This window comes from Paenibacillus sp. FSL R7-0189 (genome assembly GCF_037969925.1).
In the GTDB taxonomy this organism is placed as follows: domain Bacteria; phylum Bacillota; class Bacilli; order Paenibacillales; family Paenibacillaceae; genus Paenibacillus_AQ; species Paenibacillus_AQ odorifer.
In genome coordinates, this window is record NZ_CP150223.1 from 2480501 (window position 1) to 2491993 (window position 11493).

Below are 11493 nucleotides of genomic sequence, written 5' to 3' on the forward strand. Positions count from 1 at the left end.
TGGTTAATTTACATAAGTCCCCGCTCTTTCATGCTAATGAAGCTTCCCTCGCCTAGCACGATGTGATCGAGAAGATCAATGCCCATAAGTGAACCTGCATCTCGGATACGCTCCGTGATTTCGACATCTTCGGGGCTTGGAGTTGGGTCGCCGCTCGGGTGGTTATGGCATCCAATAATGGAAGCTGCATTTGCCAGAATGGCGAGTTTGAAGGTCTCCCTAGGATGTACCAGAGAGGCATTCAGTGTTCCGCTGGAGACTTCATGCAAGGCGGTCGGCTGGTTCTTCGTGTCCAGCGTCATGATGCAGAACACCTCCCTGTCGCAATCCCCTATAAACTGCTGAAAGAGATCGGCGGCATCTTTGGGTGTGGTGATCTTGCGCTGAGGATATAGAAGCGATGTACGCTCCCTCACCATACGAAGGCTAACCACCTGAATGCGCTTGGCTGGACTGCTAAATTGGCTCATCTTTCATCACTCCCCTGTCCGCAATGTTCGCTTAACCAAGATTCAAACCCTGTATCCTGCGATTCCTTTGGTGACAGAACTATCGTGAAGCATTCGTTATCGTGCTTAAGCAGTATCCGGTAAAATTGCATCTTATAAGCCTCAAATACTTCTACGTACTCTACTTGCTGGAAGGGGGATGAGAGACCGATAGACGCCAGTTCAGTATCAGGTTCCTTGTGCTCCAGGCAGACGATTCGGTAGCCTGCGCAGTCGATTCGAAAGTCGGGATTGCTTCGCTCCGAGTTGAGCATGTTGAGCAGCTGGGCGAGCTCTCTTTTGGCAACTCCCAAAAAGGGAGCGGCTAGCTTGCCACCGAAGTGGAAAAGGTCAGTTTTGCATGTAAGCTGAATCAAAGTGGATCGCCTCCAAATGGATAGTAGGGCCCCTGTTACTCCAGGGGTACAAAGGAATAATATCTGTTTGAAGGTTTGATAGATTCATTTCATGGGGCACCTTTCGGGACGCTCTCAATTTCGTCAAATGTCGCATAGTCATAGAGGACTGGGCTTCCGATATTTTGTGGCGCTGTGTCACCTGTTTCGATATTTTTTTGTATTTGGCACAGTGGGAGGAGAAGAATATCTCCGTTTTTTTCTTCTATAAAAAGCCACAAGAGCCACAAAAACATTACGAAGCTTGGTTGAGCTTGAAGGATGTCCGTGGCGAGGGAATAGAAAATCGTCCCTTCCATCGCCACAGATGACCCTAATTGTAGTACCTTTCGGACATGTTGGTTGTTGAGTAGTGGTCGAGAATTGGCCTTCCTAGCCCAAAAGATCAATGTCATCTACGATTTCGAGGCTGGTGGGAGTCTTTGGTTCTGCCACGACCAGTTGAATACCAGTGTGATATCGCTTGCCTCCGCTTTTGATCGGTTCTGACTTGATTCCCTTGGACTGCAGGGTTGAGCGAATTGCCATAAGCAGCCGCTGATTGGACATCGGATTGGCAATGCCGTTCTTCGTACACCAGATTCGATAGAGTCTTGCGATGGAATCGTTTTGTACTCGTTGGTCCACTTCACCCTTTGCAATGGTATCCTCTACAAAAGAGGCAACAGGATTCAACTCCTCTTCGTAGGAGCGCTGCGCCTTTAAAGATACCTTCGAATCAGTGAAGATGTATTCATTGGTGCGTAGTCTTTTTAGTCCATTCAATGCAAAGTTGAGAATGCCTGGAAGTTCCTTTTGAAGCTTCTTAATTAGGTGGACGTCAGCCTCCCCCTTATCAAAGGTCCGATTGAAAGGTAGGATGATGAGTCGACGCATGAAGCCATGACTCTTATCCCGCGCATAGGGCAGATTATTCAGTCCAAATACGAGCTTGCAGAAAGGGCGATATGTGAAGCCTTGCTCATGCTTGCGTTCTACATGGATGGGATCTCCTGATACGATTGCTTTGAGAAATTGCGTATTCAAGCCCTTAGAGTCCATTTCATTTTCGGTAGACAGTACTAGGAGCTTGTCGATCATTTCTGAGCGGGAGAAGGTCTTGTCCAAGTCACTGAGCGTCAAAGCACAGGTGTTGTCTGAACCGACCAGCATTCCCAGAATGTCAGCAAAAACACTCTTACCATTTGCCCCGTTCCCGTACAAAATAAATGCTTTTTGGGCTTTGACACTTGGGGTCAGGCAGTAGCCATACATCTCAGCTGAAATTGCCTTGCGTTCCTCATCTTCCTCAAATATCTGATCAAGGAAATTCAGGAATTGAGGACACTTTGCTTTAGGGTCAAAATCAATCGGAATACGGATCGTCGAGTTGTACTTTTTATCGTGTGGAAGAAGGTGGAATGTTCGAAGATCCAGCATGCCGTTGTTCAGATTCAGGTAGCGACGATTAGAATCCATCTTTTCCACATAGGGCGCTTCCAAAGCTATTGCTTGAAGATACTTATCTTCAATAGAAGGTGTCCAGAAGTCCTTGACATATCGATTCAGAATTTTCCGTAGCTTTCGTTTTAGCTGGTTCATGTCTACGTAGGTCCAGAGGCCTTTGGCATACACGTAGAATCGACCTCCCTTGACATATACTATATCCAATTCTATGCTGACAACATGTCGCGCGAATGTGTTGGGATTTAGCTTTATCGGTCGGCCTGTTTCCTTGTCGAGTATGAATCCGATGGAGGTAAGGTCTATTTTTTGTTTGGGTGCTTTGGAGAACCTGCTAGGACTATTAGTGATTTGACCTCTATTGTTGCGATTGATCTTGTGATTGAAGCATGTAGCAATCTGCTCCTCGCTGCACCCGAAAGTGGTGCAACGTGTCGTTCCCTTGTTTGGTTCTGCGGCGAGCTTGCTAATGCGTAGTTGGCTTTGCTGATTGTGTTTACCAGAAGCCTTAGAAAAGGCTAAGGCAGCCTCTCTTTGGCCAGACTTTGTGAGCAACGTGATCCAGTGGTACCACTCATTTTCAGATAGACCTTGATCTCTCTGAGTTTTCCAGTCTTCGGCAAACGCTTGGCAACGAGTGCTCAAGCGAAAAAAAATGTCTTCAGAAGTTTCAGAAGGTTGGTGACTGCCACTGTTAGGATTTGTGATGGGCGAATTGTCGAAAATCCAGTCAGGTGCTACTAATGGTAGAAAAACTTCGTTGGTTTTATCCATGTATATATACCTCCGTTTGCGTGTTTGGATGGGGGGAGAACAGTGCAGCAGCCATCCCCTAGAAAGGCTAGTTCCGAATGAATATGGTTAGGATTAGAGTCGCTGATACTGAATTTCCGGCAGTCTCTCCCTTTGGGGGCAGCGTAAACATAACGCATACCCCCTCCAGGAGTAGAAAACTGCCAGGCATCGGAAAGGTGATTTCCTGCGCTGATTTCCAGCAGCTTGTCCTGACCGAACTGCCCATCAACATCCAGAGCTACGAAGCCGCTCCGGCTTCCCAGTACGAGACCGATGTTGGCACTGGGCCAGCGACGGAACCACTCTTCAACTTGCTGTTCTGAAGGCACCTCAGCATTTTGCCATTCTTTGATGAGAGGGCGTTTGCCAGGAGAGCGGCAAGTGGCGATGTGAGTGTCAGACATACAGGAATGATCGCCTGGACAGAGAGGGATTATTGAAAATCCTAAGGCAGCATATTTCAAAGCCATTGATTTGATAGATAGGCTCATTAATAACTACCTACCTTGGGAATGAAAACTTGTTCAAGTCCCATAAGATTCAGTAACTGATTACTTGTGAATATGTTTCTGTAAAAGATCTCCTCCTTATCAGACGGATCGGAAACGACATAGGCTACCACATCTATGACGTCCAGTCCGATATCATGTTTTATTTTCTGAGTTGCATAATCACAATGAGCATCAATATTATCCATTCCACCAAACCTTACAGGCACTGGGAATTGAAGTGTTACTGAGAGGGCCATATCTTCTACGTATATTTGAGCTTCATCCATTTCCCATTCCAAATATAACTGCATTCTATTTTTAGCCTCTGCATAAGCCTCATTCCGGCGTTTTTCATCAATAAAGGTATCGAAATTAACTCCATCAATACCAACTACATAAAAGCCGATATACTCCACGTATTCGGAGTTACAGAATTCTTGGTACTGTTCAACCAGCATTTCGGTATGTCTGCTAGCGATTACTTTCCGTCGCTTTTCATACTTTACTTTTAAAACCTCATCTTGGATTTGGCCAAGGTGTAACCCCTTTAGAAATTCAATTGAGTTTTGGTCCTTAACACTCGCCTTCTGCCGTAAGGCTTCTTTGAGGGACTTTTCTGGAGATGCGTTTTGATTGGAGCCGGTTCCTTGGATAGTTTTCATTATTGTTTCCTCCTATGATTTAGTTAGAATATCTCTATGCAACGAAATTCCTATGCTTTTTGACACGAAAAATGAACACAAAAAGAGCGCCAGTAAAAAACCTAAGATAAACAGGTTTTTTAACTGGCGCTCGTCATTTCAAAATGATTCGCTTTTATCGTGGCTTTTCGAACCTAAGTTCCTTCATCGCCCCGGCCAAATAAGATATTCAATTACAAGTTATAATAATCTCTGTCTTAAAGATTGTCAACCGGTAGTCTAAAATTTTCGAGACATTTACTTCAAAAGCAAGAATTATAGCTACTACTTTTATACTTGGTTAAGAAAAAAAGAAAGCGAGATATTACGCTTTCTTTAAAGGGAGAAGTTGCATATAATCATTTGACGAATTAGAAATTCGTTCCTATATTAATTTCTAATAAAGCTTTATACCTCTTTAGATTTACTGCTTGAGCCACTTCTGCCAATCAATATTCACTTTCTCGAAGCTACCGTAGGTTTCGGTGAAGGCCTGTTCCATGGTTAATTTCCCGCTTGTCAGGAAAGTCTCATACTTTTTACTGCCGTATTGCTCATATAAAAATGCGGTGAACAAGAACCCACCGACATACGGCGTTTGAACAGTCATCGAGTCCTTGTAAATCATGACATGATTTTGCGGGTTTCTAAGGATTTCTGGCTTCCAAAAGTCCAATTTCTTTTTGTAGGTATCGGAACCCTTGTAGGCGAGATATTCAGCTAGGCCTTCTACCATCCATTTTGGCTGATTCTCAGGATACCAACCAGGAGTGTTCCTGTATTGCTCCTGAAGGATGTGTTGTGGGCTATGAATGTATTCGTGGGTGTATAGATAATACCTAAAGTTGTCATCGTACTCCCATCCCTCTATCGTTGAGCCTTTTTTCTGATAAGCTGATGGGGTTAGAATATGAATTTCACTGGTCATAGCCTCAGCCCCGCCGTTTGCCCCGTTATATGCGTCCCCTTCGGTAACTCTATCGTTCGTGGTTGGATGCAAGTATATGTCAATCGGATAAAACTCGTTATTGAGAATACTGTCTACTTGAGGAAGAAGGTTCTTGAATTCCTTTACCGATACCTCATAGGCATGATCGAAGATCCGGGCGACTTTTTCCACGTCCTGCTTGTACTCAGCGGTATATAGAAGATTGTAGTGTTTTGAGTGGTACTCCAGCCATCCTTCACTGGCAATATTGGAAGCCCGAAGCTTACTGATACGTTGGTTCAACAAGTTGACTTGCATTTGCAACTGTGCGATCTCAATATCATCCTTATTCTTTTTGTAGCTTGTAAATGATAAGGTATTCGTTTTGGCATCAAAGCTATTCGTGGCCTCGAACAATTGGGAAACTAAGTTTACAGCAATATAGGTAGTGCCATTTTGCTTCACGACAGCGGGGACCATTTTGTTACCGACTTGATATTTGTCATTTTTCAAAAGCGTGATCGAATGCCCATTGAGCGCTACCGTAAGGTTGGATGCTGCGCTGGCTATACCACCGATTACAATAGATACGACTAGAACTATCAAGGTGATTTTGATATGGTTTTTCATAATGAAGAGTCCCCTTTTACAAGTGATTTAGCGAAAAAGATTGAATATATATACTACGGCATGCCATGTTGTAGTTATGAGATTCCAAATCACAGGGAAGATATTAAGTATACTTTGAATAGGATGGAATAGAAGTCCAGGAATCCAACCAATAAATAGCATGAGAACTGCACAAAAGAATCCAGTGATAGCATGTAGAACATCCCAAATGAGAAATATGTACATAGTACCTTTAGCAAACACACCCGTTAATCCTTCTGAGAATTGATCCCCTAAGGTGAAGTCAGCTTTAATATTGTGGATTAGCTTAGATGGCGTATTCACAATGTATGAGTAGTTGTACAGAATATTGGTAGATAAATCAAGGGTTGTTGGCACAAAGTCACCTGATTTCAACCTGAAGTGATAACGTAGGTCGGTTTCTCCAAAAGAGTAAGCAATCACACGTTTTGTAGCAGAGTCAGAACCCTTTACTGAAGTTTTTAAATTTTCGATTACTGATACAATGTAGGTTTTCTGAAGGTTAGTATCTTCTAGCGATTCTTCGACTCCAATATCACCTTGAATTAGTGCTGGAGCCATAGATACTTTTTGGTTATATGCTTGGCTAAATTCTCCCATCAATGCTTGTGAACCATAAAGCACAATCAGAAGGACTATCAATATTGGTAAGGTCATCTCGGATAATTTCATCGTACAGATCTCCCATCTAATGTCTTCAACATAGTGATTATACATTGAGCGGTGTTTTGCGGTTCATTTCCCTCCGTTGTTGTTTAATTTGCAGGGGTGACAAACCCTTTATCTACATACTTGTAAACCTCGAATAAACCCTGTGATCCGTAAGGGGCGTACAGGGCATGACCATCAAGAGTGAAATAAGACTGACCAGTTATAGCCAGTTCTTGTTTGAGCGGATTAATTTTTGTGATATCATCCACTTTCGTAAAAGAGAACACCCATACCTCAGCGTCAATTAATAAGTCACCGGCAGCAACGACCAGCTCATTAGTTCCATCATTGTCAAAGTCATAGACGCTTGCTTGTAGTCTGTATCCCTCTTGCAACTCTCCGTAGTCATCAAAAGCGTCAGATTGATTCGTTGACGACAGATCAAGTGGCCAGCCAAAAGAATCGGCGGTGAAAACAACCATTGCCTTAACACCGTTTGGATGATCTTGCCCCAAAACCAATTCAGCCTCGGTTGTTCCAAGCTTGATAGGAAGTGATACATCAGGATTTCCCGGAAGCCACTCGATACCACCAAGAGACTTTCCTGCTGTTGAGCGTAATATAGCCTCCGTCTCGGGGGCGTCTCCTTCGGTAGGCTCGTCTGAATCAGCAGGTATTTCCTCTTCATTGAGGGTTTCGTCCTGCGGCGGTTCGGTAGCACTGACACTGGTTTCGGCTGGGGTAGGGCTGGGAAGCAAGGTTGGTTGAGGAGAAATTACAGGCGGGGAGGCTGTTTCGGAAGGAATGGGTACTGCCTCTTCGTTATTGCTACACGCCGCAATAAGTGACAATAGAATAGAGAAGATAACAATCGAAGCTGTCTTTTTCATGATTTGTAAAGAACATTCCTTTCAGGTTTTAACGTATGTAGAACTAAGATCGAATCAAGGAAGGGTTTGAGATAACCCCTCTCAATGGGAATATATACCTAGTATAAATACAAGGCATATACAAATACAATATTTTCATGAGAATTGATAATATTTCTTTATTATTATGAATCTGTAATTAAAATCGTGTAGTTACTTACTTGAGTGCTACGCGCTTGTCTTTGCTTATTCTGGATTCTCGTGCGCTCTGTATTTCTTTTTAGTTTTCTTCCAATTCTAGTCCCAGAAATTGAAGTCCGATGGCGAGAGCCTCGTTCGGGTCTAATACCCTAAGCTGGTAATTGAACTCCATCTCAAGCGGTGTAAGCTGTCCACTCAAGAAATTCAGTTCAAGCGCAGCCAGACTCAGGTATCCAGCGGCTTGAATTTCAGAAATGACATGGTTGTCGAGACGGTCATCTTCAGCAATTTTTCTCAGTACAGCTTCGGAAACTGGGCTGTTCATGTGGGACTTGGCTTTATTCCACTTTAGAAGTTCCCCTACGCCCCAACCCTTCTTTTTGCTTAGCTCACTCGCGTTGTAATAGGCAGCTTCTGCTTGCTTGGTACTGATCTTCATGATTTGGCTGACAGTCTGTGTAGCGAGGTGCTCTCCGTGGTACTTGTCCATATCCAGCTCTTTGCAGGTGACAAGGACGTATCCAATAATCTCATGTACAGAGATAAGGTCTTCCGTCAGTGGGCCTTCTTGGATCACTTTCATTCGTGTCATGCTATGTCTTCCTTTCTTTTGTTTGTAGATCAGTACTTTATGAGTGTTTTGTTAGTACTAATCGTTCGACAATCTCATTATACGAACTCATAAGTAATGTTTACAACATTTTCTTGTAGTTTGATGCCCTGTCGAAGGTCTGCTCTATTCCTTACGCTTTAGTGTAGAGGTGGTATGGAATGGCGGACTTTTTGATGCTGGTAGGGGCCAGAATCAAGCAACTCAGGACACAAAAGGGGCTTTCGCAGGCGAAGCTAGCTGAAATGGCGGATTTGCAGGATACGTATATCGGTGGAGTGGAACGGGGGAGGAGGAATATCTCTCTCAACTCACTGGAAAAGATTATGTCAGCCCTGGAGGCCGACCCGTCGGAAGCGCTCAAATTTGGTCGATTAGAAATTCTGGAGGAGGAAGTGGATAAGCAAAACGTTTTGGATATTCATACATCCTTGCTCCGCGAGCGCAGCCTTGAAGAGGTGAAGTTGGTCCAGCGTATGGTCAGAGATATGTTTGATACGTTGGATCGGGAGAAAAATGAAGGTTAAATGGGAGGTGAGCGATTAGCGTAGGCTAGTTGGCTCACCTTTTTACGTGTCTGCATTGTGATTGGTTTTTCATATAGCGTTGCTTGAGGCGGTATTTCAAAAGCTTCCGATCATCCTGGGCAAACAGCCTATGAGCCTCTAAAATAATAGAACGAGCTGATTTATACTCCAAGGCACCTTCCTTTTCTGAATGACTAATGATTGCCGTAAGCAAATGCTGGGTAGCTTCCACCTGCTGCAGTAGACAGTTTTTCTGTTCCGCAAGGTGCGCTATCTCTTGTCGTATATTCTTTTTCATCTGTGTACGCTCCATTACTGATTGATATTAGCAAATACAATTTTAGACTCCACATATCGTCCGTATCGCCCTTATCGACTATGATGGAATGGACGCAACTTTGTGGAAGGTTAGGTTCTGGTATATCTGGGATTGATACTGATCTTGGCATGCTCATGCTTGTGATAGAAGCGCATGTCCCTGGTTGAATTGTTGGCTTGCTCTGTGAAGGCGGTAGAGAGTGCCTCTTCCTCGAATATGAAAAAGTCACGCCCCTTTTGTCCCCCGAACATCGCGATCATGGCATAGTGGTAGCTGCCTGGATTGCAGATTCCTCCGCTGCCTAATGGGAGGAGCGTTACTACCTCGGCTATGGTCAATGTAGAAGCCTGTTCAGGAGTCTTGTCCAAGGCGATAAGCAGACATGCAAAAAGGATATCGGCATTGGAACGAGCAACGATACTTTCAGGCTGGAAGTGCTGACAGGTCAACTTTTCCCAGTCTACATAAGGAACTTGAGGCTCAATCGTGGGACCTGTCTTGCCCGCGACCTTCGCCAGTACCTCGCGGTTCCCGTACGCTTTTAGGAAGCGGTCAAGCTGTACACGTGCCCGATCTTGGTGGTTTGTCTGCATTTTGGGAAGGAGCGCACGAAAAAACTCAGTATAAAGCATCAGATCGGAGAGATCAGGGGATGTCTCTTGTGCAGTTGTGTCGTGCCCCGTCTCTTTCAAAAGGTCCCTCATAGCTGCCAAACGATAGTGATCGGCGAGCTCAAAGATCTCGGGTAGGAGCAGGTGTAGCAGATAGGAAGTGGCATCAAATCCATGGGTATCACTTGAGAATTTGTCGATCCAATAGCCGAATATTTCCGAAGGATCGGTCAGAGCTTGATCTGTAAACTCTGGCCATGCTTTGATGGCGATAATGGCGATTTTCTTATATACATGGGGTGCATCTTTGCGCTGCCAATAGCCACACTGCCACGAAAGAGCAGAGCGGAGGATGTCTGGACGGACACTACTGGGATTGGCGAATTGTTTCCGCCAGATATCAAGCGGTTCTGCTGGGTATTTAGCATAGGGGAAGCGGGACATATGCTCGTCAAAGTGCTGGTTAATGAAAGTGATCAGTGCCTTTTTCTTGTTTTCGCTGAGATTGATGGTCATAGGGGTTCCTCCGTTTTTGAAGTCGAGTATGTCGAAATGGACGATATTCTGAAAGGTTAGAATAGGCCCTCGAAGTCTTCGGGGGTTAGTTCTATCTGATTGATTTCTGTCTTTGCTTCTGGCTGCTGTGAGAGGTTGGGAAGAGACTCGTCTTGATCGTGTCCATTGAGGTGGATACGCTGTTCTGAAGTAAGGAAGGGGTCTTTAAGGCGTACATAGAAAGGTTTAGCCAACTCGTGGGTCCAGCGGTAGGCATCGGAGATGCTTCCTCCTTCGAATCCTGGCGCGTCTCCGAAAGCTTTCTCTTCATAAAGAAGCTCTGCATAGTCGGTGCTTTCGTTTACTCTGAATAGAAAGCTGTTACCATCGACATACTCGTTGGTACCAGTGTCAGGATCAGTGGTACGGAGGACAGCGCGAACGATATGAGTAGGCTGGATAGTTGGAGAGAAGGGATTGATGTCGAAGGTGAAGGGTTGAGCATAGTCGGGGAAAAGATCAGGGGGGGTATCTTTAGTGATCGGCAATGCTGAGGCTAAGGCGACCCAGATGTTACTTCCGGATTGGCCATCAGCATTAAGATCATTTCGTTCAAACAAATTACTGAGTTTATCTACTATTAGTTCGTCTGCCCACCAACCTATTCCAGCTTTTTGCCGTAGCCACCTTTCGATTACGTCATCGTGCCAACCTGCGATGGTAAAAAAGGTCATGAGATAGTCGTCCGTGTACATAACCACAATCTTGTATAACGTGAGGCCGTTGAGATCAATGGATTCTACATACTCTGGACTGCTACCGAGTAGTCCAGCATCCTCCGAGTTTAATCCGACAATGCTCAGATCGTAAAGATTATCACCTGGCTCAAGGATAACAATGTAGCCGTGCTTTTGAAGGGAGAAGATGGTGTCTTCAATATCGCCGTGCATGTCCTTCAGTTGGTCGAAATAGCGTTCGATGTGGGATAGAAGTGGTGGAGTAAGGCTTGAGAAATGCAGAGAGGTGAGGTCTTGCTGGGTTTGGATGATACGCATACAGTTACCTCCGAAATTAGAATAGGCCGCCCATTGAGGCGGCCTTCATTATAATAATATCTACTCTTAATTATGATAGTTGCATTTTTATTGAGATCATTGAGTGTGTTTTAGGAGCGGGAGTATGGGAAATTGCAATACTAGCAACTAGTTAAATTATCGTAGGACTACCTGGCCGATCTTTTGTCATTATAATAATGGTTAGACTGTTAACATTAGCTTGTACGGAGCCTATTCGAGGAAATTCTGGACCTATATTGTAA

General features: G+C 44.4%; 13 protein-coding genes. 1 reads left to right on the top strand and 12 read right to left on the bottom strand.

Going from position 1 to position 11493, the window contains the following annotated elements:
* Nucleotides 1-8: 8 nt before the first annotated feature.
* The 9 genes from MKY63_RS10730 to MKY63_RS10770 all read right to left on the bottom strand — a co-directional run bounded on the left by MKY63_RS10730 (nucleotide 9) and on the right by MKY63_RS10770 (nucleotide 8205).
* On the bottom strand, nucleotides 9-470 hold the full coding sequence (locus MKY63_RS10730) for a JAB domain-containing protein (RefSeq protein ID WP_339812765.1): 462 nt from the start codon (nucleotides 468-470) through the stop codon (nucleotides 9-11).
* Nucleotides 467-865, bottom strand: coding sequence for a hypothetical protein (locus MKY63_RS10735; RefSeq protein WP_339812768.1), 399 nt, complete (start codon nucleotides 863-865; stop codon nucleotides 467-469). The genes MKY63_RS10730 and MKY63_RS10735 overlap by 4 nt, the downstream gene beginning before the upstream one ends.
* Nucleotides 866-1276: 411 nt before the next feature.
* Nucleotides 1277-3121 carry a phage/plasmid primase, P4 family gene (locus MKY63_RS10740; protein ID WP_339812771.1) on the bottom strand — a complete coding sequence of 615 codons (1845 nt, stop codon included), beginning with the start codon at nucleotides 3119-3121 and terminating at the stop codon, nucleotides 1277-1279.
* Nucleotides 3088-3633: a bifunctional DNA primase/polymerase gene (locus tag MKY63_RS10745; protein ID WP_339812774.1), complete on the bottom strand. Its 546-nt coding sequence runs from the start codon at nucleotides 3631-3633 to the stop codon at nucleotides 3088-3090. Before MKY63_RS10745 ends, MKY63_RS10740 begins: the two co-directional genes overlap by 34 nt.
* Nucleotides 3633-4295 carry a hypothetical protein gene (locus tag MKY63_RS10750; RefSeq protein ID WP_339812777.1) on the bottom strand — a complete coding sequence of 221 codons (663 nt, stop codon included), beginning with the start codon at nucleotides 4293-4295 and terminating at the stop codon, nucleotides 3633-3635. The genes MKY63_RS10745 and MKY63_RS10750 overlap by 1 nt, the downstream gene beginning before the upstream one ends.
* A 442-nt stretch (nucleotides 4296-4737) precedes the next feature.
* Nucleotides 4738-5871, bottom strand: coding sequence for a hypothetical protein (locus MKY63_RS10755; RefSeq protein WP_339812780.1), 1134 nt, complete (start codon nucleotides 5869-5871; stop codon nucleotides 4738-4740).
* 27 nt (nucleotides 5872-5898) lie between these two features.
* A complete protein-coding gene (locus tag MKY63_RS10760) occupies nucleotides 5899-6564 on the bottom strand; it encodes a hypothetical protein (protein ID WP_339812783.1) in 666 nt (221 codons plus the stop codon).
* An 83-nt stretch (nucleotides 6565-6647) separates the two neighbouring features.
* Complete coding sequence (locus MKY63_RS10765) at nucleotides 6648-7433, bottom strand: hypothetical protein (RefSeq protein WP_339812786.1); 786 nt, start codon at nucleotides 7431-7433, stop codon at nucleotides 6648-6650.
* Between the two features lie 259 nt (nucleotides 7434-7692).
* Nucleotides 7693-8205: a hypothetical protein gene (locus MKY63_RS10770; RefSeq protein ID WP_339812788.1), complete on the bottom strand. Its 513-nt coding sequence runs from the start codon at nucleotides 8203-8205 to the stop codon at nucleotides 7693-7695.
* Between the two features lie 179 nt (nucleotides 8206-8384).
* Between MKY63_RS10770 and MKY63_RS10775 the strand changes: the two genes are divergently transcribed.
* Nucleotides 8385-8750: a helix-turn-helix transcriptional regulator gene (locus MKY63_RS10775; RefSeq protein ID WP_339812791.1), complete on the top strand. Its 366-nt coding sequence runs from the start codon at nucleotides 8385-8387 to the stop codon at nucleotides 8748-8750.
* 34 nt (nucleotides 8751-8784) lie between these two features.
* Here MKY63_RS10775 and MKY63_RS10780 read toward each other — a convergent pair whose 3' ends face one another.
* The 3 genes from MKY63_RS10780 to MKY63_RS10790 all read right to left on the bottom strand — a co-directional run bounded on the left by MKY63_RS10780 (nucleotide 8785) and on the right by MKY63_RS10790 (nucleotide 11230).
* The gene (locus MKY63_RS10780) at nucleotides 8785-9048 is read right to left on the bottom strand and encodes a hypothetical protein (protein ID WP_339812794.1); all 264 of its coding nucleotides are present in this window, start codon (nucleotides 9046-9048) and stop codon (nucleotides 8785-8787) included.
* 110 nt (nucleotides 9049-9158) lie between these two features.
* A complete protein-coding gene (locus MKY63_RS10785) occupies nucleotides 9159-10196 on the bottom strand; it encodes a hypothetical protein (RefSeq protein ID WP_339812797.1) in 1038 nt (345 codons plus the stop codon).
* 56 nt (nucleotides 10197-10252) lie between these two features.
* On the bottom strand, nucleotides 10253-11230 hold the full coding sequence (locus MKY63_RS10790; RefSeq protein ID WP_339812800.1) for a hypothetical protein: 978 nt from the start codon (nucleotides 11228-11230) through the stop codon (nucleotides 10253-10255).
* Nucleotides 11231-11493 lie beyond the last annotated feature (263 nt).

Excerpts from the sequence above, each read along its gene's own strand:
- MKY63_RS10775 (WP_339812791.1), top strand. The coding sequence starts at position 8,385 with ATGGCGGACTTTTTGATGCTGGTAGGGGCCAGAATCAAGCAACTCAGG.
- MKY63_RS10755 (WP_339812780.1), bottom strand. The coding sequence starts at position 5,871 with ATGAAAAACCATATCAAAATCACCTTGATAGTTCTAGTCGTATCTATT.
- MKY63_RS10730 (WP_339812765.1), bottom strand. The coding sequence starts at position 470 with ATGAGCCAATTTAGCAGTCCAGCCAAGCGCATTCAGGTGGTTAGCCTT.
- MKY63_RS10745 (WP_339812774.1), bottom strand. The coding sequence starts at position 3,633 with ATGAGCCTATCTATCAAATCAATGGCTTTGAAATATGCTGCCTTAGGA.
- MKY63_RS10785 (WP_339812797.1), bottom strand. The coding sequence starts at position 10,196 with ATGACCATCAATCTCAGCGAAAACAAGAAAAAGGCACTGATCACTTTC.
- MKY63_RS10790 (WP_339812800.1), bottom strand. The coding sequence starts at position 11,230 with ATGCGTATCATCCAAACCCAGCAAGACCTCACCTCTCTGCATTTCTCA.
- MKY63_RS10740 (WP_339812771.1), bottom strand. The coding sequence starts at position 3,121 with ATGGATAAAACCAACGAAGTTTTTCTACCATTAGTAGCACCTGACTGG.
- MKY63_RS10770 (WP_339812788.1), bottom strand. The coding sequence starts at position 8,205 with ATGACACGAATGAAAGTGATCCAAGAAGGCCCACTGACGGAAGACCTT.
- MKY63_RS10750 (WP_339812777.1), bottom strand. The coding sequence starts at position 4,295 with ATGAAAACTATCCAAGGAACCGGCTCCAATCAAAACGCATCTCCAGAA.
- MKY63_RS10760 (WP_339812783.1), bottom strand. The coding sequence starts at position 6,564 with ATGAAATTATCCGAGATGACCTTACCAATATTGATAGTCCTTCTGATT.
- MKY63_RS10765 (WP_339812786.1), bottom strand. The coding sequence starts at position 7,433 with ATGAAAAAGACAGCTTCGATTGTTATCTTCTCTATTCTATTGTCACTT.
- MKY63_RS10780 (WP_339812794.1), bottom strand. The coding sequence starts at position 9,048 with ATGAAAAAGAATATACGACAAGAGATAGCGCACCTTGCGGAACAGAAA.